Annotated in this window: 27 protein-coding genes and 1 pseudogene; 20 read left to right on the forward strand and 8 right to left on the reverse strand. The window is 70.0% G+C overall.

Annotation, left to right across the window (positions count from 1 at the left end; genetic code table 11):
* Position 1: 1 nt before the first annotated feature.
* Positions 2-637: a maleylpyruvate isomerase N-terminal domain-containing protein gene (locus ACRSBM_RS10870; protein ID WP_434442592.1), complete on the forward strand. Its 636-nt coding sequence runs from the start codon at positions 2-4 to the stop codon at positions 635-637.
* Between the two features lie 13 nt (positions 638-650).
* Here the strand turns inward: ACRSBM_RS10870 and ACRSBM_RS10875 are convergent, their stop codons facing one another.
* Positions 651-1,229, reverse strand: a complete 579-nt coding sequence (locus tag ACRSBM_RS10875; RefSeq protein WP_434442593.1) for a GNAT family N-acetyltransferase — start codon at positions 1,227-1,229, stop codon at positions 651-653.
* A 136-nt stretch (positions 1,230-1,365) separates the two neighbouring features.
* Here ACRSBM_RS10875 and ACRSBM_RS10880 point away from each other — a divergent pair, with 136 nt between their 5' ends.
* The 7 genes from ACRSBM_RS10880 (at position 1,366) to ACRSBM_RS10910 (ending at position 7,867) form a co-directional block, all read left to right on the forward strand.
* Complete coding sequence (locus ACRSBM_RS10880; RefSeq protein WP_434442594.1) at positions 1,366-1,860, forward strand: DinB family protein; 495 nt, start codon at positions 1,366-1,368, stop codon at positions 1,858-1,860.
* Positions 1,861-1,953: 93 nt separating this feature from the next.
* Complete coding sequence (locus tag ACRSBM_RS10885) at positions 1,954-2,346, forward strand: DUF948 domain-containing protein (protein ID WP_434442595.1); 393 nt, start codon at positions 1,954-1,956, stop codon at positions 2,344-2,346.
* Positions 2,343-2,612: a hypothetical protein gene (locus tag ACRSBM_RS10890; RefSeq protein ID WP_434442596.1), complete on the forward strand. Its 270-nt coding sequence runs from the start codon at positions 2,343-2,345 to the stop codon at positions 2,610-2,612. Before ACRSBM_RS10885 ends, ACRSBM_RS10890 begins: the two co-directional genes overlap by 4 nt.
* A 75-nt stretch (positions 2,613-2,687) precedes the next feature.
* Positions 2,688-5,357 carry an alanine--tRNA ligase gene (alaS, locus tag ACRSBM_RS10895; RefSeq protein WP_434442598.1) on the forward strand — a complete coding sequence of 890 codons (2,670 nt, stop codon included), beginning with the start codon at positions 2,688-2,690 and terminating at the stop codon, positions 5,355-5,357.
* The gene (ruvX, locus tag ACRSBM_RS10900; protein WP_434442599.1) at positions 5,344-5,832 is read left to right on the forward strand and encodes a Holliday junction resolvase RuvX; all 489 of its coding nucleotides are present in this window, start codon (positions 5,344-5,346) and stop codon (positions 5,830-5,832) included. The genes alaS and ruvX overlap by 14 nt, the downstream gene beginning before the upstream one ends.
* Positions 5,829-7,049: an endolytic transglycosylase MltG gene (gene mltG, locus ACRSBM_RS10905; protein ID WP_434442601.1), complete on the forward strand. Its 1,221-nt coding sequence runs from the start codon at positions 5,829-5,831 to the stop codon at positions 7,047-7,049. The genes ruvX and mltG overlap by 4 nt, the downstream gene beginning before the upstream one ends.
* Positions 7,049-7,867, forward strand: coding sequence for a shikimate dehydrogenase (locus ACRSBM_RS10910; protein WP_434442602.1), 819 nt, complete (start codon positions 7,049-7,051; stop codon positions 7,865-7,867). Before mltG ends, ACRSBM_RS10910 begins: the two co-directional genes overlap by 1 nt.
* 23 nt (positions 7,868-7,890) lie before the next feature.
* Here ACRSBM_RS10910 and ACRSBM_RS10915 read toward each other — a convergent pair whose 3' ends face one another.
* From ACRSBM_RS10915 to ACRSBM_RS10925, 3 genes are read right to left on the reverse strand one after another with little or no spacing between them, the layout of a single operon-like run.
* Positions 7,891-8,283, reverse strand: coding sequence for a hypothetical protein (locus ACRSBM_RS10915; protein ID WP_434442603.1), 393 nt, complete (start codon positions 8,281-8,283; stop codon positions 7,891-7,893).
* Positions 8,280-9,626 carry a sensor histidine kinase gene (locus tag ACRSBM_RS10920; protein ID WP_434442604.1) on the reverse strand — a complete coding sequence of 449 codons (1,347 nt, stop codon included), beginning with the start codon at positions 9,624-9,626 and terminating at the stop codon, positions 8,280-8,282. Before ACRSBM_RS10920 ends, ACRSBM_RS10915 begins: the two co-directional genes overlap by 4 nt.
* The gene (locus ACRSBM_RS10925; RefSeq protein ID WP_434442606.1) at positions 9,623-10,297 is read right to left on the reverse strand and encodes a response regulator; all 675 of its coding nucleotides are present in this window, start codon (positions 10,295-10,297) and stop codon (positions 9,623-9,625) included. The genes ACRSBM_RS10920 and ACRSBM_RS10925 overlap by 4 nt, the downstream gene beginning before the upstream one ends.
* Positions 10,298-10,528: 231 nt before the next feature.
* On the opposite strand from ACRSBM_RS10925, the pseudogene ACRSBM_RS10930 reads away from it, so the two are divergent.
* Positions 10,529-10,891 (forward strand): annotated as a pseudogene (locus ACRSBM_RS10930) (phosphatase PAP2 family protein); the annotation flags it as partial.
* Between the two features lie 198 nt (positions 10,892-11,089).
* Here the strand turns inward: ACRSBM_RS10930 and ACRSBM_RS10935 are convergent.
* From ACRSBM_RS10935 to ACRSBM_RS10945, 3 genes are read right to left on the reverse strand one after another with little or no spacing between them, the layout of a single operon-like run.
* Positions 11,090-11,356, reverse strand: a complete 267-nt coding sequence (locus ACRSBM_RS10935) for an HPr family phosphocarrier protein (RefSeq protein ID WP_434453051.1) — start codon at positions 11,354-11,356, stop codon at positions 11,090-11,092.
* Positions 11,357-11,389: 33 nt separating this feature from the next.
* Positions 11,390-12,667, reverse strand: a complete 1,278-nt coding sequence (locus ACRSBM_RS10940) for a PTS transporter subunit EIIC (RefSeq protein WP_434442607.1) — start codon at positions 12,665-12,667, stop codon at positions 11,390-11,392.
* Positions 12,664-13,419: a GntR family transcriptional regulator gene (locus ACRSBM_RS10945; protein WP_434442609.1), complete on the reverse strand. Its 756-nt coding sequence runs from the start codon at positions 13,417-13,419 to the stop codon at positions 12,664-12,666. Before ACRSBM_RS10945 ends, ACRSBM_RS10940 begins: the two co-directional genes overlap by 4 nt.
* A 111-nt stretch (positions 13,420-13,530) precedes the next feature.
* Between ACRSBM_RS10945 and ACRSBM_RS10950 the strand changes: the two genes are divergently transcribed.
* The 8 genes from ACRSBM_RS10950 (at position 13,531) to ACRSBM_RS10985 (ending at position 18,548) form a co-directional block, all read left to right on the forward strand.
* Positions 13,531-13,767, forward strand: a complete 237-nt coding sequence (locus tag ACRSBM_RS10950; RefSeq protein ID WP_236219942.1) for a glucose PTS transporter subunit EIIB — start codon at positions 13,531-13,533, stop codon at positions 13,765-13,767.
* Complete coding sequence (locus ACRSBM_RS10955; protein WP_434442611.1) at positions 13,764-14,219, forward strand: PTS sugar transporter subunit IIA; 456 nt, start codon at positions 13,764-13,766, stop codon at positions 14,217-14,219. The genes ACRSBM_RS10950 and ACRSBM_RS10955 overlap by 4 nt, the downstream gene beginning before the upstream one ends.
* A gap of 127 nt (positions 14,220-14,346) precedes the next feature.
* On the forward strand, positions 14,347-14,799 hold the full coding sequence (locus tag ACRSBM_RS10960) for a prepilin peptidase (protein WP_434442613.1): 453 nt from the start codon (positions 14,347-14,349) through the stop codon (positions 14,797-14,799).
* A gap of 13 nt (positions 14,800-14,812) precedes the next feature.
* A complete protein-coding gene (aroC, locus tag ACRSBM_RS10965) occupies positions 14,813-16,012 on the forward strand; it encodes a chorismate synthase (protein WP_434442614.1) in 1,200 nt (399 codons plus the stop codon).
* Complete coding sequence (locus ACRSBM_RS10970) at positions 16,009-16,515, forward strand: shikimate kinase (RefSeq protein WP_434442615.1); 507 nt, start codon at positions 16,009-16,011, stop codon at positions 16,513-16,515. Before aroC ends, ACRSBM_RS10970 begins: the two co-directional genes overlap by 4 nt.
* Positions 16,512-17,621 (forward strand): 3-dehydroquinate synthase, encoded by a 1,110-nt coding sequence (gene aroB / locus ACRSBM_RS10975; RefSeq protein WP_434442616.1) that lies wholly within the window; start codon positions 16,512-16,514, stop codon positions 17,619-17,621. Before ACRSBM_RS10970 ends, aroB begins: the two co-directional genes overlap by 4 nt.
* Positions 17,618-18,067 (forward strand): type II 3-dehydroquinate dehydratase, encoded by a 450-nt coding sequence (gene aroQ, locus ACRSBM_RS10980; RefSeq protein ID WP_434442617.1) that lies wholly within the window; start codon positions 17,618-17,620, stop codon positions 18,065-18,067. Before aroB ends, aroQ begins: the two co-directional genes overlap by 4 nt.
* A gap of 103 nt (positions 18,068-18,170) precedes the next feature.
* Positions 18,171-18,548, forward strand: coding sequence for a VOC family protein (locus tag ACRSBM_RS10985; protein ID WP_434442619.1), 378 nt, complete (start codon positions 18,171-18,173; stop codon positions 18,546-18,548).
* A gap of 120 nt (positions 18,549-18,668) precedes the next feature.
* Here the strand turns inward: ACRSBM_RS10985 and ACRSBM_RS10990 are convergent, their stop codons facing one another.
* Positions 18,669-19,079 (reverse strand): B-4DMT family transporter, encoded by a 411-nt coding sequence (locus ACRSBM_RS10990; protein ID WP_434442621.1) that lies wholly within the window; start codon positions 19,077-19,079, stop codon positions 18,669-18,671.
* A gap of 35 nt (positions 19,080-19,114) precedes the next feature.
* Here ACRSBM_RS10990 and ACRSBM_RS10995 point away from each other — a divergent pair, with 35 nt between their 5' ends.
* Genes ACRSBM_RS10995 through nusB form a run of 3 tightly spaced genes read left to right on the forward strand, consistent with a single transcriptional unit; the run spans position 19,115 to position 21,209 of the window.
* Positions 19,115-20,191, forward strand: a complete 1,077-nt coding sequence (locus ACRSBM_RS10995) for a M24 family metallopeptidase (protein ID WP_434442622.1) — start codon at positions 19,115-19,117, stop codon at positions 20,189-20,191.
* Between the two features lie 32 nt (positions 20,192-20,223).
* Positions 20,224-20,790, forward strand: coding sequence for an elongation factor P (gene efp, locus ACRSBM_RS11000; protein ID WP_434442623.1), 567 nt, complete (start codon positions 20,224-20,226; stop codon positions 20,788-20,790).
* The gene (gene nusB, locus ACRSBM_RS11005) at positions 20,790-21,209 is read left to right on the forward strand and encodes a transcription antitermination factor NusB (protein ID WP_086661789.1); all 420 of its coding nucleotides are present in this window, start codon (positions 20,790-20,792) and stop codon (positions 21,207-21,209) included. Before efp ends, nusB begins: the two co-directional genes overlap by 1 nt.

Consider the following 21,209-nt stretch of genomic DNA (forward strand, 5'->3'; position numbering starts at 1 on the left):
GGTGACGATCAGAGAAGACTTCCTGACCACCGCCCGCATCGCCCTGGAACTCCTGCGCCACGAGCGGGTCGCGCAGCACTGGGACCAGCCGAGCGCCCTGCCGGAGTTCGGGGTCGGTGGCCTCGCCGGCCACATCGGCTACCAGGCGTTGCCGTTGCCGGACATGATCTCCGCCCCGCCCGGGGACGAGCCAGTCGTCTCGCTGATGGAGCACTACGCGCGGGCGAACTGGACCGAGCTCGACGTCGACTCCGAGTTCCACACCCGCATCCGGGCGGGCGGCGAAAAGCTCGCCGCGGAAGGCCAGGGCGCCTTCTGTGACCGGGTCGAGCGGACCCTCGACGAGCTCGCGAAGACGTTGCCGGGACAGGAGAACCGGGGCGTCCGGATGCCGCACTGGGGCCCGTGGGCCGTGCCGCTGGACGAGTACCTGGTCAGCCGGCTGATGGAGTTCGTCGTGCACTGCGACGACCTCGCGGTGAGCGTTGGGGTGGAGACGCCCGAGTTCCCGCGCCACGTCAACGAGACGGTCATCGACCTGCTGACCCGGATGGCACTCAACAAGCACCGCGCCGTCGACGTGGTGCGCGCGCTCAGCCGCAAGGAACGCGCACCGCAGGACATCACCGCGTTCTAGCGTTCTCAGAGGTTCAGCGCTTGCACACCATCAGCAGTGCGACCCTCCCGGGCAGCACGATCTCGTCGGCGGCCATGAACCCGCCGGCCTCGAACGACCTGATGGCGCGTGTGTTGCGCACGTCCGGTTCCAGCACGATCCGCGTGCAGTGCGGGTCGGCTTCGAACAGCGCGTTGGTGAGCCGCGGGAGCAGCGCCCGCACGAGCCCGCGGTCGGTCATCGCGAGCTCACCGACCGCCAGGTTCAGCCCGAGGTCGTGCGGCCGGGCCTGGTAGCACCCGGCGACGGCCTGCCGGGCCGCGCGGTACACCTCGGCGTAGATCACCGGGCGGCCGTGCCAGCTGATCAGCAGGGGCCGGACGTCGTCGCCCTTCAGGTGCGTCCTCAGCTCCTCCTCCCAGCGCGGCAGCGTCCACGCCTGCCGCCAGAACGCCGCCACGTGCGGTGCCTGGTTCCAGCGGTGGACGAGGTGCAGGTCGTAGCCGTCCGACCGGGCGACGCGGGCGTCCCACGGCGCCGGCAGCTCCGGGACCGGAGGCGCGCCCGCCGTGATCTGCGTCCGGTAGGAGTCCAGGTGCGACACCGGCTTCACGAGGCCTCCTGCACGAGTAACTTAGGGTTGCCTAACTCCAGCTCTGCGGGGCCGCCGATGTCAAGCCCTGTGTGACGGGTATTTCACAGGCTGTTACTGCCAGGCGTCAATGAGTCGCTGCCCGTACGTTCTCGGCATGTTGGAGACACAGCGCGAACCCGTGCCGCGCGTCGACACGGGCGAACTCGACGTCATGCACGCGTTCCTGAAGTTCCAGCGGCACTGCGTGCTCAAGAAGGCCGAAGGGCTCACCGACGAGCAGCTGCGCCGGCCGGTGCTGCCCAGCGGAACGTCGATCCTCGGCCTGATCCAGCACCTGACCGGCGCCGAGCGCTACTGGTTCGAACACACCCTCGGCGGTGGCGAGGAACCGGCGGACGACGCCCTCAGCATGACCGTGCCCCCGGATCGTTCCCCGGACGCGGTGATCGAGGACTACCGCGCGGCGATCGTGGCCGGCGACAACGCCATCGAGGCCGCGGGTCACCCCGAGGCGCTCTCGGCGATCCCGGTCGGCACCGAGCCGGCGTCGGTGCGCTGGATCCTCGCGCACATGACCACCGAGACCGCCAGGCACGCGGGCCACGCCGACATCATCCGGGAGCAGATCGACGGCGCCACAGGTCGTTGAAGATCAACGGATGGTGCCGCTCAGCTGGGTGTCGGACCCACCCGGTAATCTCACTCGCAACCAAGCCAGAACACCGGTTCACCAGGAGGATCCGTGTCGCCAGGGTGGCTCGCCGCCGGTGCCTTCGTGCTGCTCGTGCTGCTGCTGGCGATCCCGGCCCTGAAGGCCGCGCGCTTCTTCGACGAAGCGACGATCGCGATGCGCAAGGCCCACGAGAACACGGACCCGTTGTTCACTGAGGCCAACACGACGCTCACGCACGTGAACACGCAGCTCGAGCGCGTCGACGGCATCACGGCCAACGCGCGCGCCGTCACGGGCAACGTCTCGGCGCTCACCAGCCTGTTCACCGCCACGCTCGGCGGACCGCTGGTCAAGGCCGCCGCGCTGTCCTACGGCGTGAGCAAGGCCGTCAGGGCCCGCCGCAAGGCCGTCGAGAATCCGAACAAGCACGCGAAGCGCCGCCTGAAGCGAGGTTCGCGATGAGCCGCCTCTTCTGGTTCGGGCTGGGTGCCGCCGCGGGGCTCTTCGTCGCGAAGAAGGCCGCCGAGGTGACCAAGCAGGCGACTCCGGCCGGTATCGGCGCTAACGTGGGTGAAGGCCTGCGTGAGCTCGCCGGCGCCATCGGTTCCTTCGGGGCCGAGGTGCGCGCGGGCATGGCCGAACGGGAACAGGAGTTGCAGGACACCGTGGAACGTCAGACGGGCTTCACGCCGGGGCGGCGAGCGCCCAGGGCGAACGGCAAGCACTAAGACAGCCGTTCGCCTCTGTGTCATGCGCGTTTGAGCGCCCGGCCCTGACAACTTCTGAAATAGCAAGGAACTCCCGTGCAGACCCACGAGATCATCAAGCGTTTCCGCGAGCACTTCGAGAACGCCGGCCACAAGTACATCCCCAGCGCCTCGCTGCTGCTCGACGACCCGAACCTGCTGTTCGTCAACGCCGGCATGGTGCCGTTCAAGCCGTACTTCCTCGGTGAGGCCCCGCCGCCCGCCCCGCGGATGACGAGCATCCAGAAGTGCGTGCGCACCCCCGACATCGACGAGGTCGGCAAGACCACGCGCCACCTCACGTTCTTCCAGATGGCCGGCAACTTCTCGCTCGGCGACTACTTCAAGGAAGACGCCATCCGGCTCGCCTGGGAGCTGATCACCAACTCACAGGAGAACGGCGGCTACGGCTTCGACCCCGAGCGCATCTGGGTGACGGTCTACCTGGACGACGACGAGGCCATCGAGCTGTGGCAGAAGGTCGCCGGCATGCCGCTGGAGCGCATCCAGCGCCGCGGCGTCGAGGACAATTTCTGGTCGATGGGCGTGCCCGGCCCGTGCGGCCCGTGCTCGGAGATCTACTACGACCGCGGCCCCGAGTACGGCAAGGAGGGCGGCCCGGTCGTCGACGAGGACAGGTACCTGGAGATCTGGAACCTCGTCTTCATGCAGAACATCCGCGGCGAGGGTGGTGCCAAGAAGGACTACCCGATCCTCGGTGAGCTGCCGTCGAAGAACATCGACACCGGCATGGGCGTCGAGCGGGTCGCCTACCTGCTGCAGGGCGTCGACAACGTCTACGAGACCGACCTGGTCCGCGCCGTCATCAACAAGGCCGAGGAGCTGTCCGGCCGCAAGTACGGCGCCAACGAGGTCGACGACGTCCGGTTCCGCGTCATCGCCGACCACGCCCGCAGCGGTGTGCTGCTGGTCGGCGACGGCGTCACGCCCGGCAACGAGGCCCGCGGCTACGTGCTGCGCCGCCTGCTGCGCCGCATCGTCCGCAGCTCTCGTCTCCTGGGCGTGAACGAGCCGGTGCTGCAGCAGTTCGCCGAGGTCGTCCGCGACTCGATGGGTGAGGCCTACCCCGAGCTGGTCAGCGGGTTCGCCCGCATCCAGCAGGTGCTCAAGGCCGAGGAGGACACGTTCCTGCGCACGCTGGACGCCGGTTCGCGGATCTTCGAGGGTGCCGCCGCCGAGGTGAAGTCCGACGGCCGCGCCACGCTGCCCGGTGACAAGGCCTTCCAGCTGCACGACACCTACGGCTTCCCGATCGACCTGACGCTGGAGATGGCCTCCGAGGCCGGCCTGACCGTCGACGAGGACGGGTTCCGCAAGCTGATGGCCGAGCAGCGTGCCCGCGCCAAGGCCGACGCCGCCGGCAAGAAGACCGGCCACGGGGACCAGTCGGTGTACCGCGAGCTGCTGGAGCAGGGCCCGACCGAGTTCACCGGTTACACCGAGCTCGCCTCCGAGGCCACGCTGCGCGGCATCGTGCTGAACGGTCAGCGGGTCAAGTCCGCCAGGGAAGGCGACATCGTCGAGGTCGTCCTCGACCGCACGCCGCTCTACGCCGAGTCCGGTGGCCAGGAGTCCGACGCCGGCACGATCGTCACCGCCAACGCCGAGCTGGAAGTGCTCGACGTGCAGAAGGTCGCCCGCAAGCTGTGGGTGCACCAGGTGCGCGTCCGCTCCGGCGAGGTCGCCGAGGGCGAGCACGTCGAGGCCCGCGTCGACCCGGAGTGGCGCGTCGGCGCCCGCCAGGGCCACTCGGGCACGCACGTCGTGCACGCCGCCCTGCGCCAGGTGCTCGGCCCGTCGGCCCTGCAGAGCGGTTCGTACAACAAGCCCGGCTACCTGCGTCTCGACTTCGCCTGGACCGGTGGCCTCTCGGCCGAGGCCCGCAGCGAGATCGAGGAGGTCTCGAACCTCGCCGTGCGCAAGGACCTGCCGGTCAGCATCGTCTACACCGACATGGCCGGTGCCCAGGACATGGGTGCCGTCGCCCTGTTCGGCGAGACCTACGACGAGACGGTCCGCGTCATCGAGATCGGTGGCCCGTGGTCGCGCGAGCTGTGCGGTGGCACGCACGTCGAGCACTCGTCGCAGATCGGCCCGATCACCCTGCTGGGTGAGTCGTCGGTCGGTTCCGGCGTGCGCCGCCTGGAGGCCTACGTCGGCATCGAGGCCATGCGGTTCCTCGCCAAGGAACGCGCCATCGTGCAGAACCTCTCCGACCTGCTCAAGGTCGGCTCCGACGGTCTGCCCGAGCGGATCGAGTCGCTGGTCGAGCGCCTGAAGTCCGCCGAGAAGGAGCTCGAGAAGGTCCGTGCCGCCCAGTTGCTCGGCAACGCCGGGTCGCTGGCCGACAAGGCCCTCGACGTCCGCGGCCTGTCGCTCGTGGCTCTCAGTCTGGAGGGCGTGCCGGGCAACGACCTGCGCACCCTCGGTGGCGAGGTCCGCAACCGCCTGGGCGCCAAGCCCGGTGTGGTGGCCCTGTTCTCGGTCGACGGTGACAAGGTGAGCTTCGTGGTCGCCACGACGGCCGCCGCCCGCGACCTGGGGCTGGCCGCCGGCAAGCTCGTCCCGGTGTTCGGCCCGGCCATCTCCGCCCGCGGTGGCGGCAAGCCGGACCTGGCCCAGGGCGGCGGCACGAACCCGGCCGGCGTTCCCGAGGCCATCACGGCCCTCACCAACGAACTGGACAAGGTGCTTGAGCAGCGCTGATGTTGCTGGTGTCGACGATCCGGGCCTCGGTCGGAGGCTCGGCGTCGACGTCGGATCGGTCCGGGTGGGAATCTCTCTGAGCGATCCGGGCGCTTTTCTGGCGACTCCGCTGGTTACCCTGCAGCGTGACGAGAAGCGCGGCTCGGACCTCACCGAGCTCGTACGTCTCGTGGCCGAGCATGACGTCGTCGAGGTCGTGGTCGGTCTGCCCAAGACACTGGCCGGTCGGCACGGCCCGGCTGCCGAAGCGGCGAGCGCGTACGCTGCGGCCTTGGCCGGACGCGTGGCTCCCGTGCCGGTGCGGCTCAGTGACGAACGGCTGACGACGGTCATGGTGAGCCGGGTGCTGGCAGAGCGTGGTGTGAAGGGCAAGAAGCAGCGTGCCGTGGTCGACCAGGCCGCCGCTGTCGAGATCCTGCAGTCTTGGCTGGACGCACGGGCACGGTTCGTGGCCGCCCGAAAGGACGAGTTGTGAGCGACGATCTCGGGTTGTTCACCGACCCCGACACCGATGAGCGGCGTCCGGTCCGCAAGCGCGATCGCGAGCGCGACAACGCCCGCGCGAAGGCGAAGAAGCGCAAGAAGACGATCCTGTGGCTCGTCGTGGCGCTGGTGCTCGCCGTCGGCGCGGGCGGCGCGTACTACGGCTACCGCGAGCTGCGCGGCATCGGCTCGTACGAGGACTACGCGGGCAGCGGCGAGGCCGACGCCATCGTCGAGGTCCAGGACGGCGACGTGGTCAGCAAGATCGCGGCGACCCTGTACGAGAACGGCGTCATCGCCTCCGGGCGCGCCTTCACCGAGGCCGCCAAGGCCGACGCCCGCGTGACGTCGATCCAGCCCGGCTTCTACCTGATGAAGACGAAGATGTCGGGTCAGCAGGCCGTCGCCCGCATGATCGACCCGAAGACGCGCGTCCCTGCCGTCCAGATCGTCGGCGGCCTCAAGCTGACCGACATCAAGGTGGGCGACAAGACCGTCCCCGGCATCTACTCCCAGCTCGCCGCCGCGAGCTGCACGGAGAAGGACGGCGCCAAGAAGTGCCTGACCTTCGACGAGATCAAGGCCGCCGCCGAGCAGACCGACCCGGTCGCCCTCGGCGTTCCCGACTGGGCGCTGGCCGACGTGTCGCGCGCCGAGCCCCAGTTCCGCCTCGAAGGCCTGATCATGCGCGGCGTCTACCAGGTCAAGCCGGGCGTGAGCGCCGTCGAGCTGATCCGCAGCGTCGTCGTGGCCTCCGCGCAGAAGCTGCAGGGGGCGGGCATCCCCGGCGGCACCGTGAACACCGGCTTCCGCCCCTACGAGGTCCTCGTCATGGCTTCGTTGATCGAGAAGGAAGCCATCGAGAAGGACTTCGGCAAGGTCTCGCAGGTCATCTACAACCGCCTGAAGAAGCCGATGGCCCTGCAGTTCGACTCGACCATCAACTACAAGAACAACCAGCCCCACATCCGCACCTCCGACGCGGACCGCGGCGCACAGGGGCCGTACAACACCTACATCAACCAGGGGCTGACGCCGACCCCGATCGGCTCGCCGTCGCAGCAGGCGATCGCCGCGGCGCTGAAGCCGGAGGCCGGCGAGTTCCTGTACTTCGTGAAGTGCCAGAAGGACGGCACGTCGTGCTTCGCGAACACGTTCGAGGAGCACAACGCGAACGACCAGAAGGCCCAGCGGGAGGGCGTCTACTAGTGCGCAAGGCGGCGGTGATCGGTTCGCCGATCGAGCACTCCCTGTCCCCGGTGCTGCACAACGCCGCGTATGCCGCGCTGGGCCTCGACTGGGAGTACACGCGACTGGAGTGCTCCGAGGCGGACGTTCCGGCTCTGGTCTCCTCGCTGGGCCCGGAGTGGGTCGGGCTCTCGTGCACGATGCCGACCAAACGCGCCGCGCTGGCCTTCGCGTCGTCGGTGACCGCGCGGGCGTCGGCCGTGGGTGCCGCGAACACGTTGGTGCGCAAGGGTTCCTCGTGGCACGCGGACTGCACCGATGTGGACGGTGTCGTCGGTGCGTTGCGGGAGAAGGGGTTCTCCGGCGGTGCGCACGGCGTCGTGCTCGGTGCGGGCGGCACGGCCACGGCAGCTCTGGCCGGGTTCGCCGAGCTGGGTATTTCGTCGGCTTCCCTGGTGGTGCGGGATCCTTCGCGTGCCGGGGAGGCGGTGGAGACCGCCGGCAGGGTCGGCGTCTCGGTCGAGGTGCTGGCCTTGTCCTCTGTGGACCTCGGTGTGCTGGCCGGCGCGGCGGACGTGCTGGTGTCGACGGTGCCGGCTTCGGCCACGGAGTCGCTGGCCGGTGAGCTGGCTCGGGCTCCGTACGTGCTGGACGTGATCTACCACCCGTGGCCCACCCCGGTCGCCGCGGCGGCCGAGGTGTCCGGGAGCCGGCTGGCCACCGGGCTGGACATGTTGCTGCACCAGGCTTTCGGGCAGGTGGAACAGTTCACCGGGCGGCCTGCTCCGCGAGACGTGATGCGGGAGGCGCTGGCCAAGGAGCTGGCGCTGCGGTCGTAACGGGCTGAGTACGGCGGCCGTCGTCAGGGGCAGTTGTCGTCCGACATCGTCACTCCCGCAACCTTCGCCCGGCTGGCCACGGCCGTGCAGTGCACCTGCAGGATCGCCCATTTGGTCGACGGCGGTTCCACATCGTCGGGCATCACGATCACGTCCAGCAAGGCGACCGCCTTCGAGGTCGTGGTGGGCACCTCGGTCACCAGGCCGAGCTTCTTCTCCTCGTCGGTCAGTCCCGCCAGAAGCAGGTTCATGGCAGTCGTGATGTCCACGGTGCCGGTGTAAGTGCGGGTGCGGCGGACCAGGCCGTCTCGTTCCGGCGTGACCAGGTAGATCGTGAGCTCGTGGGACGAGACCGTGGGGGCGTCGCCGCCGGTGAGGATCGGGGTCGGGCGCACGCCGCACGCGGTGAGGGTCACCAGGGCAAGCGCAAGGTGAAGACCGCGCCGCCCGAAGGGGCGTTGGCCGCTTCGATGGTGCCTCCGTGCAGGCGTGCGTTCTCCCATGCGATCGCCAATCCCAGTCCGCTGCCCTCGGAACGGGAGCGGGCCGTGTCTGCCTTGTAGAAGCGGTCGAAGATGTGGGGGAGGGCATCGGGTGGGATGCCGGGGCCGTGGTCGGAGACCTCGATGACGCCGGGGCGCACCGCGACGTGGACCGGCGTGCCGCCGTGCCTGAGGGCGTTGCCGACGAGGTTGGCGACGATGACGTCGAGACGGCGGCGGTCCACCCTGCCGACCACGCCGTCCGGGAGCGAGGCGTCGACCGAGGAGGTCCAGCCTCTGGCCGCGAGCGTGTCGCGGACCGCGGTGCCGATGTCCCACTCGTCGAGCTCGAGGACGTTGCGGCCCTCGTCGAAGCGGGAGATCTCCATCAGGTCGTTGACGAGGCGGGTGAGCTTGCGGGTCTCGGCCGAGACCAGGCGCGCCGCCACGGCGGTGTCGGGCGGGAGCGTCTCGGCGTCCTCGTCCAGGACGGCGGTGACGGCGTTCATGGCCGTCAGAGGCGTGCGGAGCTCGTGGGACACGTCGGCCACGAAGCGGCGGGAGGCGGCCTGGCCGGCTTCCAGTTGCTCGGCGGCGCGGTTGAACGTGCGGGCCAGGTCGGAGAGTTCGTCGGAGCCGCGTTCGTCGACGCGGGTGTCGAGCCGGCCGGAGCCCAGGGCCCTGGCGGCGGTGCCGAGGCGGCGGACCGGACGCAGGACGCCGCGTGCGGTGAGGAGAGCGAGGCCCAGGGCCAGGGGGAGGACCAGGCTCACGCCGACCCAGGCGGCGGTGGCGAAGCTGTCGATGGCGGTCTGCGGGGCGTTCAGGCTCTCCATGGCCCACACCTGCACGCCGGTCGAGGTGCCGTCGGGGCGCAGCAGTGGGATGCCGACGACCAGGTACGGGCTGCCCGTGTCGGTGCGGCGCTGCCAGAGGATCGTCTTGCTCGTGGTCAGCAGGCCGCGCATCTCCGCGGGGATGAACGACGGATCGGGGCCGTTGCGGGAACGCAGGCCCTCGAACAGCACGACGGCCGTGCCGCGCAGGTACGTGGCGAAGTCGTCCAGGTCCCGCTGGGCCGGCGGGACGGTCAGGCGGGGCGCGTAGTCGCGGACGTCCTTCACGAGCGGGTTCATGAAGCCGTTCTGCGCGTCCTCGAGCAGCAGGGTGCGGGCGGTCGCGTAGGAGGCACCGGTGGCCGCCACCGCGCCCAGCAGGGTCAGCAGCAGGAAGGCCGCCATCAGCCTGGGTTTCAGGCCGCGGAACAACGACCTCATCGTGGGCCGAAGCGGTAACCGAAGCCGCGCACGGTGTGGATGTGGCCGGGGTCGGACGGGACGTCCTCGATCTTGGCGCGCAGGCGCTGGACGCACGCGTCGACCAGGCGCGAGTCGCCGAGGTAGTCGTGCTCCCAGACGGCCTCGAGGATCTGCTGGCGGGTCAGCACGCGGCCCGGCGTGCGGGAGAGTTCGAGCAGCAGCTTCAGCTCGGTCGGGGTCAACGCGACCTTCACGTCGTTCTTGAGCACCTGCAGGCCGGCGCGGTCGATGACCAGCGAGCCGTGGCGTTCGACGGAGGACGGCTCGGAGACGGTCCGCCGCAGCACGGCGCGGATGCGGGCCTCCAGGACGCGTGGTTCGACGGGCTTGACCACGTAGTCGTCGGCGCCCGCCTCCAGGCCCGCGACCACGTCGAAGTCGTCGCCCCGCGCGGTGAGCATGATGATCGGCACCTCGGCGTGCGTGCGCATCCGGCGGCACGTCTCGAAGCCGTCGATGCCGGGCAGCATGATGTCCAGGACGACGATGTCGGGACGGGACTCGCGCAGCCTGTCGACGCCTTCCTCGCCTGTTTCCGCCGCTCGGACGTTGTGTCCCTGGCGGCGCAACGCCAACCCGAGTCCTTCGCGCACCGCGGGGTCGTCCTCGACCAGCAAGACCATCGCCACGAGATCCATTATCGGGCGGTGCCGAGTCCCGCGCCCGATCTGTAGCGGAACCATGACATGGCGTGAACGTTCCCGTAGACCGGCGCACGGAGTCTCGACCACATGGCCGGAAGCTTGCTGGGATTCCTCTTCACGTACTTCGCGCTGGTGTGGACGTCGTTCGGGCAGAAGGCGGAGAACGCCGCGTTGCCCGAGCTTTCGCTGCAACGCTCGTGGGCGTCCAACGTGGACATGGCGATCGTCGTCGCCGCGATCGTGGTGGTTCTCTTCGCGCGCAAGAAGTCGTTTCCGCCGTTGCTGCTGCTCGGCGGCTCGGTGCTGCTCGCTCAGCTCCTGAAGCTCAACGTGCTGGTGCGGCCGCCGTTGGACGACGACGCCGTGCTGGTGCACAACAGCTTCCCGAGTGGACACACGACGGCGGCGGTGGCGGCGGTGATCGCCGTGACGATGGCGGTGCCGCCGCGGTTCGCGCTGGCGGTGGCGGTTCCCGGGGCGATCGGCGCGGGAGCGGTCGCGGCGCAGACGGTGTCGCTGGGCTGGCACCGGTTCAGCGACACGCTCGGTGCGGCGCTGCTGGTCTCGGCGCTCGCGTTCCTGGTGCTGCGCAGGTGGACCGCGGGACTGGTCGTGCCGCCCGCGCTCGCGGTGGGAGGGGTGTGGCTGATGGTGAGCTACCCGCAGGCCACGCCGTCGACTCTCGCCGGCGTCGTGACCGCGGGTGTGGTGCTGCACTTCGGGTGGGTCGTGAGTGGTCTCGGCCGTCGGGGCGACCGAGACCACTCACGACCGGGATCACTCGTCGTGATCGGTGGCGATCAGCTCGGCGATGGCGTCCAGAGCAACGTCAGCTCCGTCCCCCTCGGCGGTGAGCACCACCTCGTCACCGTGCATGGCGCCCAGGGTCATCAGACCCAGAACACTCGCCGCGTCAACGGCTTCGCCGCCGTCCTTGGCGATGCTGACCGTCACCGGCTGGTCGGCGGCGGCCTTCGCCAGCAGTGCGGCGGGCCGGGCGTGCAGTCCGACCTTGCTGGCCACGGTGACCCGTCGCTCGGCCATGATCGTTCCTCTCGGTAGAGCTGGTTGTGCCGACTACTTGTCGTTCTTGGTGCGCTTCTCGCGCACCGCGGTGTCACCGGTGCCGCCGACCACGCTCTCGTCGGCCTCCGGCGACTCGTCATCCTCGCGGCCCGGCGTCTTCAGGTTCCACTTGGTGATGACGAAGCGGAACAGGAAGTAGTAGATCACCGCGTAGATCGCGCCGAGGATGATCAGCAGCCACGGCTTCGTGGCGATGTTCCAGTTCAGGATGAAGTCGATCGCACCGGCCGAGAACGAGAACCCGTCGTGGGCGCCCAGCGCGTTCGAGATCGCCAGCGAGGTACCGGTCAGCACCGCGTGGATCAGGTACAGCGGCCACGCCACGAACATGAACGCGAACTCGAGCGGCTCCGTCACACCGGTGATGAACGCGGTGAGAGCGGCGGAGCCCATGATGCCGCCGATGAGCTTGCGCTGGCTCGGCCGCGCGGTGTGCACGATCGCGAGCGCGGCGGCCGGCAGGGCGAACATCAGGATGGGGAAGAAGCCGGTCTGGAACGTGCCGGCGGTCGGGTCGCCCGCGAGGAAGCGCGGGATGTCACCGGTCTTGTCGTTGTACTCGCCGAACTGGAACCACACGACGTTGTTGACGATGTGGTGCAGGCCGAGCGGGATCAGCAGGCGGTTGACGACACCGTAGATGAACGCACCGATGATCGTGCTGCCGGTGACCCACTCACCGACGGCGGTCAGGCCGGCGTCGAACCACGGGTAGACCAGGCCGAGCAGGACGCCGATGATCGTCATGACGCCGGCGACGATGATCGGGACGAACCGGCGGCCACCGAAGAACGCCAGGTACGGGGGCAGCTTGATGCGGTGGTACTTCTGCCACAACAGGGCGGTCAGGATGCCGACGACGATACCGCCGAGCACCCCGTAGTTGATCACTTCGGGCTTCGCGGCCGGGTCGGTCGGCTGGTCGAGGACCAGCGGCGACATGGCCTTGAAGACGCTCGTCAGCACGACGTAGCCGACGACGCCGGCGAGCGCCGTGGAACCGTCACCGCGCCGGGCGAACCCGACGGCGATGCCGACGGCGAACAGCAGGGCGAGGTTGCTGAACAGCGCGTCACCCGCCGCACCGATCACCGAGGCGACGGCGTTCCAGCCCAGGCCTTCCTCGCCCAGCATGTCGGGCTGACCGAAGCGGAGCAGCAGGCCTGCCGCGGGCAGCACGGCGATCGGCAGCATGAGGCTGCGACCGAAGCGTTGCAACGTGGCGAGGCCCTTGATCTCACGACCACCGGTTGCGGCGTCCGTGCTCATCGGGTTCCTCCCTTGGCGGAGTTGGGTCCGGAACCCGGGACGGTCCGGTCCAGTTGCATGGTCACCTGGTAGAGATCGCCCCGGTACCAGGAAGTCACGTCTTCACAGGGCCGCCCGTCGGAGCTGGCGACCCTCCTGAACACGAGGAGCGGGCTGCCCTTGCGGACGTCGAGCGCCTTCGCGGTCTCCGCGTCGGCGGTCTCGGCCCACACGGTCTGCCGCGCGTGGTCGAGCTGCACCCCGTACCGGGTCGCGATGATCTCGTAGATCGATCCGGTCAGGTCGCAGCGGTCCAGTTCGGGAAGCATGTGCGGGCTGTACCAGCCGGCTTCGAGCGCCAGTGGTGCCCCGTCGGCCTTGCGCAGCCGTACGACGCGATAGGCGTACTCGTCGGGCTCGAGACCCAGTGAGGCCTTCGAACCCGGTGCCGCCTGGCCGCAGCTGATCACCTCGGTGCTGGGTTCGACCCCGCGTGCCTTCATGTCCGAGGTGAACGAGGCCAGGAAGAGCTGCAGGTCGTAGCGCCGCTTGGCGGTGAACGTCCCACGTCCCTTGGCCCGCGTGAGCAGGCCCTCTGCGACCAGTTGGCCGACGGCGGCCCGCACGGTGATGCGGGAGACTCCGTACCGCTCGGCCAGGTCCCGCTCCGACGGGATGGGTGAGCCGGGAGCGAGCTCCTGTTCGGCGAGCCGGCGCAGGATCTCGCGGAGCTGCGCGTGCTTGGGCTTGGGCCCCTCCACGATCTCGTGCACTCGCTCACCTCCTCGCTAGTGGTACTTTCCGGTCTAGACCAGTTGGTGCGGGAGGATGCTCCGCGCACCGAGCGGGTGTCAACCGCTGTTACGGGAACGAGAGGTACGAACGTGGCTGACGAGAAGGCGAAGAAGATCCTCGAGGCGCTGGGCGGCGCGGACAACATCGTGGAGATCGAGCCGTGCATCACCCGCCTGCGGTGTGAGCTCGAAGACGGTTCCGTGGTGGACGAGAAGGCCCTGAAGGCGTTGGGAGCACACGGGGTCATGCGTTCCGGCAACGTCGTCCAGGTCGTCGTCGGACCCGAGGCGGACACCATCGCGTCGGACATCGAGGACCTCCTGTGAGCCTCCGCGTCGGCAGCCCGGTGGCCGGCCGGGCGGTCGCGCTCTCCGCCGTGCCGGACCCGGTCTTCTCGCAGGCGATGGTCGGTCCCGGTGTCGCCGTCGACCCGGTTCGATCGAAGTCCGATGTGGTCTCGCCGCTCGACGGCACCGTCGTGACGCTGCACCCGCACGCGTTCGTGGTCGCCAACGGTGACGGCGCCGCGGTGCTGGTCCACCTGGGCATCGACACCGTGAAGCGCAAGGGCGAGGGTTTCGAGCTCCACGTCGTCAAGGGCGAGGAGGTCAGGGCCGGCCAGCGGATCGTGACGTGGGACCCGGCCGAGGTCGAGGCTGCCGGGTTCGCGCCGATCTGCCCGGTGATCGCGCTCGACGCGTCCGCCGAGGTGCTGGGCGACCTCGCGCTGGACGTGGACGTGGCGGCGAACGACCCGCTGTTCGACTGGTCCCGCTGACCCGTTCTCCCCGTTGCTTCGAAGGGGACCCGCGGGTTCGAGCGTTCCCCTGGGCGTCGTCGTGAACGGACCGTTCACGACAGGTCAGGATTTGTGCCCGAGCCGTACCGAGCAGGACCGTGGTGCCATGACCACGGTCCTGCTCGCGTTTGCGCTGGGTTCGCTGTGGACGGTCGCCGCCGTCCTGGACGCACCGCCCTCGTCGTTCGTGCTGGCGTGGTTCGGCATCGTGCTCGCCGTGATCGACCTGCGGCACCACCGGTTGCCGGACGCGCTGACCGTCCCTTTGGGCGTCGCGCTGCTGCTCCTGCAGTTCCACGGGCTGGGACCCGCGCTGGTCTCCGGGCTCGTCTTCGGTGGCGCGCATCTCGTCGTCCGGCGCTGCCGGCCCGCGCTCATGGGCGGAGGGGACGTGAAGCTCGCGTTCGGCCTCGGCGCGGCGCTCCCACCGGCGTCGCTCTTACCTGCGGCGATCCTGTCCAGTGCGGTCACCCTGGTGGTCGCCGCCCTCCGCCGCAGGCGCGCGGTCCCGCACGGCCCCGGGCTGCTGGCCGCCACCTGGGCGTTGACGACGCTGTGAAAGGATTGTGAACGTGCTGCGCTGGATCACCGCTGGAGAGTCACACGGCCCCGCCCTCGTCGCCGTCCTCGAGGGCATGCCCGCCGGTGTGGAGGTGACCACCGACGATCTCGTCGCCCAGCTCGGGCGCCGCAGGCTCGGGTTCGGTCGCTCGCCCCGCATGGGCTTCGAGCAGGACGCGGTCGAGATCCTCGGCGGCGTGCGCCACGGCAAAACCCAGGGTGGTCCGATCGCGGTCACGATCGGCAACTCCGAGTGGCCCAAGTGGCAGACGGTCATGTCGCCGGACCCGGTCGATCCCAGCCTGCTCAAGCCGACTGGCCGCAACGAGGCCCTCACGCGGCCCCGCCCCGGCCACGCCGACCTGCCGGGCATGCAGAAGTTCGGCTTCGACGAGGCCCGTCCGGTGCTGGAGCGCGCGTCCGCCCGTGAGACCGCGGCACGCACCGCGCTCGGCACGGTCGCACGGCAGTTCCTGCAGCAGCTGCTCGGCGTGCGGATCCTCAGCCACGTCGTGTCCATCGGCACGGCGGAGACGCCCGCGGACGCGGGCCTGCCCACCCCGGACGACCTGGCCGCGATCGATTCCTCGCCCGTGCGCTGCTTCGACTCCCGCGGCACCGACGCCATGGTCGCCGAGGTCGAGGCCGTGAAGGAGGCCGGTGACACCGTCGGCGGCGTGATCGAGGTGCTCGCGTACGGGTTGCCGCCGGGCCTGGGCTCGCACGTGCACTGGGACCGCCGCCTCGACGCGCGCCTGGCCGCCGCCCTGATGGGCGTGCAGGCGATGAAGGGCGTGGAGATCGGCGACGGCTTCACCTCCGCGAAGCGCTGGGGTTCGCAGGCGCACGACGAGATCGACCGCGGCACCGGCCCGGTCGGCGTCACGCGCCGCTCGAACCGTGCCGGTGGCCTCGAAGGCGGCATCACCAACGGCGAGATCCTGCGTGCGCGCGTGGCGATGAAGCCCATCTCGACCGTTCCGCGCGCACTGTCCACAGTGGACGTGCGCACCGGTGAGCCCGCCGTCGCGATCCACCAGCGTTCGGACGTCTGTGCCGTGCCGCGGGCCGGTGTGGTGCTGGAGTCCGTCGTGGCGCTGGTGCTGGCCGAGGCCGCGCTGGAGAAGTTCGGCGGCGACTCGCTGGACGAGACCCGCCGCAACGCCCACGCGTACCTCAAGGCCCTCGAAGCCCGCTGGGAGGGCATGTGAGCCCCCGGTACGTGGTGGTCGGGCCTCCCGGGGCCGGGAAGACCACGGTCAGCGAACTGCTGGCCGCGCGGCTCGGCGTGCCGTTCCGCGACGTCGACGCGGACATCGTCCAGCTGGCAGGCAAGCCGATCTCGGACATCTTCACCGACGACGGCGAGCCCGTTTTCCGCGCCATGGAAGAGGAAGCGGTCGCCAAGGCGCTGGCGGAGCACGAGGGCGTGCTGGCGCTGGGCGGGGGAGCGGTGCTGTCCGCGCCGACCCGTGAGCGCCTTCGTGAGCACACCGTCGTGTTCCTGAACGTGGGCATGGCCGAGGGCGTGCGCCGCACGGGCCTGGCGGCCAACCGCCCGCTGCTGACCGGCGTGAACCCGCGCGCCACGTTCAAGGCGCTGCTGGACGCGCGCCTGCCGCTGTACCGCGAGGTCGCGACGATCGAGGTCCTGACGGACGCGCTCGATCCGGAGCAGGTGACCGACGCGGTGATCAAGGGAGCAGAACAGTGACCGAGCCCGTGCGCATCCGGGTCGCCGCGGAGAAGCCCTACGACGTGATGATCGGCCGCGGCCTCCTCGGCGACATCGTCGAGTTCCTCAAGGGCACCGCCAAGATCGCGATCGTCCACCAGCCGACACTGGCCGAGACGGCGAAGGTGCTGGTCGACGAGCTCAAGGCCGTGGGAGCCGACGCGCACCGCGTCGAGGTCCCCGACGCCGAGGACGGCAAGGACCTCGCCGTCGCCGGCTTCTGCTGGGACGTGCTGGGCAAGATCGGCCTGTCACGCTCCGACGCCGTCGTCGGCCTGGGCGGCGGCGCGGTCACGGACCTCGCGGGCTTCGTCGCGTCCACCTGGATGCGCGGCGTGCGGCTGGTCAACATCCCGACGACGCTGCTCGGCATGGTCGACGCGGCGGTCGGCGGCAAGACCGGCATCAACACCGACGCGGGCAAGAACCTCGTCGGCACGTTCTACGAGCCGGACGCCATCTTCGTCGACCTCGCGACGCTGGAGACGTTGCCGCGCAACGAGCTCATCGCGGGCATGGCCGAGGTCGTGAAGGGCGGCTTCATCGCCGACCCGGTGATCCTCGACCTGATCGAGGCGGACCCCGCTCTGGCGCTGGACCCGACCGGCGACGTGCTGGCCGAACTGGTCCGCCGCAAGATCCAGATCAAGGCCGACGTCGTCACGAACGACCTGCGCGAGTCGTCCCTGCGCGAGATCCTGAACTACGGCCACACCCTGGGCCACGCCATCGAACGCCGCGAACGCTACCGCTGGCGCCACGGCGCCGCGGTCAGCGTGGGCCTGGTCTTCGCCGCCGAACTGTCCCGCCTGGCAGGCCGCCTCGACGACGAGACCGCCGACCGCCACAAGCGCGTGCTGCAACTGCTCGGCCTCCCGACGTCCTACGACCCGGACGCCCTCCCGCAGCTCATGGAGGGCATGAAGGTCGACAAGAAGAACAAGGCGGGCGTGCTCCGCTTCGTCGTCCTGGACGGCCTCGCCAAGCCCGGCCGCCTGGAGGGCCCGGACCCGGCCCTGATCGCCGCCGCCTACTCGGCCGTCGCCGCCGAGCCGACCCCCGGCTCCGGAAAGGTGCTGCTGTGAAGGTCCTCGTCCTCAACGGCCCGAACCTCGACCGCCTCGGCACCCGCGAGCCGCTCATCTACGGCAGCACCACCCACGCCGACCTCGTCGACATGTGCGTGACGGAAGGCAAGGACCTCGGCTTCGACGTCGAGGTCCGCCAGACCGCCCACGAGGGCGAGATGATCACGTGGCTGCACGAGGCCGCCGACGCCTCGATCCCGGTAGTCCTCAACGGCGCCGCCTGGACGCACTACTCGATCGCGGTGCGCGACGCCTGCTCGCAACTGACCGCGCCGCTCGTCGAGGTGCACATCTCGAACATCCACCAGCGCGAGGAGTTCCGGCACCACAGCGTCATCTCCGCGGTCGCGAGCGGCGTGATCGTGGGGCTGGGCGTCGAGGGCTACCTGCTGGCGCTGCGCTGGCTGTCGCTCAAGCAGGCCCCGCCCGCGGGACGCCCCTGACCACGTCGCGTGACCTCGCGCAGGAGGTGGCGCATCCAGAGGTTCGTCTCCTCGTGGTTCGCGACGATCTTCGGCCCATCGCGGAAGTCCAGGGAGATCGCGCATGCTGCATCACGTCGAGCTGTGGGTGCCGGACCTCCGCCGCGCCGAGGCCACCTTCGGCTGGCTCTTCCCGGCACTCGGCTGGACCGAGCACCAGCGCTGGAGTGCCGGCGTCAGCTGGAAGCTCAACGAGACCTACGTCGTGGTCGAGCAGTCCCCGGCCCTGACCGGTCCACACGATCGGATGAAAGCCGGCCTCAACCACCTCGCCCTGCACGCGGGCACACGCGCGGACGTCGACCGCCTGACCCGCGAAGCCGGACGGAACGGCTGGCGGCTCATGTTCGCCGACCGGCACCCACACGCGGGAGGGCCGGACCACTACGCCGCGTTCCTGGAGAACGAGGACGGCTTCGAAATCGAGCTGGTAGCGGCCTGACCGGCTGGCCGGGTCCTTCGGCGCGAGCGTCCCGCCGAGCGGCGTCCCGAGTCCGGCCGGCGCCAGCACGAGCAGCGCCGTGAACGCTGCCCCGCCCGTCAGCGCGCCACCTGCGCACCGTCAGCTCCGAGGACTGGCCGAGTCCTTCGGCACGAGCAGCCCACCCAGCAGCATCCCGAGCCCAGCCGGCGCCAGCACGAGCAGCGCCGTGAAAGCTGCCCCACCCGTCAGAGCCACCCACAGCGCTTCCTGCCCGGTCTGGTCGACGAGCAACGCCGATCCGATCACGCCCAGAGCACCCGCGAACGGCCCGGCGATCAGCGCGGCGATGAACCACTGCATGCCGCGCGACGGCAGGTCGCGCAGCGTGTCGACCGCACCCCAGATGACCGCGGCGGCGATCAGCAGGCCGATCGCGATCGGCCGGACCGAGCCGGCCTCGGGGCTGCGCACGCCCACGGCCGCCACGCCGGTCTGCACGGCTCCGTGCAGGAGCCCCATCCACAACGCACGGACGAACCAAGGACGCATGCGGACAGCTTAGGACTGGCCGTACGCTGCGAGACATGTCGTCGTACGCCGCACGCCGAACCGCATTGCGCCAGGAGCTCCAGGCCACGAACCTGGACGCCCTGCTCGTCACGAACCTGCTGAACGTCCGGTACCTCACCGGGTTCACCGGGTCGAACGCCGCCGTGCTGGTCGACGCGAACGGCGACGACACCACGGTGTTCTGCACCGACGGCCGATATCTCACCCAGTCGGCCCGGCAGGTGCCGGACCTGGAGCGGGTGATCGAGCGGCCGTGCGACGTCGCGCTCGCGGGCAGGGCGAAGGGCCGGCTCGGGTTCGAGAGCCACCACGTCACGGTCGACGGGCTGGCCGAGCTGACGGCGGCCGCCGGGAAGGCCGAACTGCACAAGGCCGGTGGCCTGGTCGAGAAGCTGCGGCTGGTCAAGGACGAGGTCGAGATCGAGGCGCTGCGGATGGCGTGCGCGGCGGCGGACCGGGCGCTGGCGGCGTTGATCGGGCACGGCGGCCTGCGGACGGGCTGTACCGAACGCGAGATCGCGCGCGAGCTGGAGAGCCGCATGCTCGACCACGGCGCGGAGGGTCCGTCGTTCTCCTCGATCGTGGCGTTCGGCGCGAACTCGGCGGTGCCGCACCACCAGCCGACGGACGCGACCCTGCACACCGGCGACTTCATCAAGCTGGACTTCGGCGCGCTCGTCGACGGCTACCACTCGGACATGACCCGCACGCTCGTGCTCGGCAAGCCCGCGGACTGGCAGCGCGACCTGTACGACCTGGTGGCGCGGTCGCAGGCGGCCGGCCGGAACGCTCTCGAGCCGGGGGTGAAGGTGAGCGACGTCGACCACGCGTCGCGCGAGGTGATCGAGAAGGCGGGACACGGCGAGGAGTTCCTGCACGGCCTCGGTCACGGGGTCGGGCTGGAGATCCACGAGGCACCGGCGTTGTCGAAGGTGGGTGCCGGTACACTTTCTGCCGGTATGGCGGTCACCGTCGAGCCCGGCGTCTACTTGTCGGGGCGGGGCGGGGTCCGCATCGAGGACACCCTCGTGGTGCGCGAAAGCGGGCCGGAGCTCCTCACCCTGACCACGAAAGAACTCGTGGTCGTCTGACACCCCCGTCCTACCCCAGGAGAAATCCCACCGTGGCCACCACGAACGACCTGAAGAACGGCCTGGTGCTGAACCTCGACGGCCAGCTCTGGACCGTCACCGCGTTCCAGCACGTGAAGCCCGGCAAGGGTGGCGCCTTCGTGCGCACGACCCTCAAGCACGTGCTGACCGGGAAGGTCGTCGACAAGACCTTCAACGCGGGCACCAAGGTCGAGACCGCCACCGTGGACAAGCGCGGCATGACCTTCCTGTACAAGGACGGCACCGACTTCATCTTCATGGACGGCGACACCTACGACCAGATCCCGGTCCCCGGCGAGACCGTTGGCGACGCCGCCAACTACATGCTGGAGAACCAGGAGGCCGTCGTGGCCGTCCACGAGGGCGTGCCGCTGTTCATCGAGCTCCCGACCTCGGTCGAGCTCGTCATCGAGCACACCGACCCCGGCCTGCAGGGCGACCGCTCCACCGGTGGCACCAAGCCCGCGCGCCTCGAGACCGGCGCCGAGATCCAGGTCCCGCTGTTCGTCACGACCGGCGAGAAGATCAAGGTCGACACCCGCGACGGCCGTTACCTCGGCCGAATCAGCGACAAGTAATGGGCGCACGGAGCAAGGCCCGCAAGCGCGCGGTCGACTTCCTCTACGAAGCCGACCTGCTGGGCAGCGACGCGGTGACCCTGCTGGCTTCCCGCGTCGGGTCCCCGGACGTGCCGCCGGTGAACGACTACACGGTGACGCTCGTCGAGGGCGTCACCGCACACCGCGCGCGCATCGACGATCTCATCTCCGAACACGCCGAGGGCTGGACCCTGCAGCGGATGCCGGCGGTCGACCGCGCGGTCCTGCGCATCGGCCTGTACGAGCTGCTGTGGGCGGCCGACGTGCCGGACGCGGTGGCCATCGACGAGGCCGTGGAGCTCGCCAAGGGCCTGTCCACGGACGACTCGCCGCGGTTCGTGAACGGCGTGCTCGGCCGGATCGCGGTCATCGCGGACCAGTTGCGCGCTGTGCTGTAA

Origin of the sequence: Lentzea xerophila, from assembly GCF_051094245.1 — a bacterium.
GTDB classification, from domain to species: domain Bacteria; phylum Actinomycetota; class Actinomycetes; order Mycobacteriales; family Pseudonocardiaceae; genus Lentzea; species Lentzea xerophila.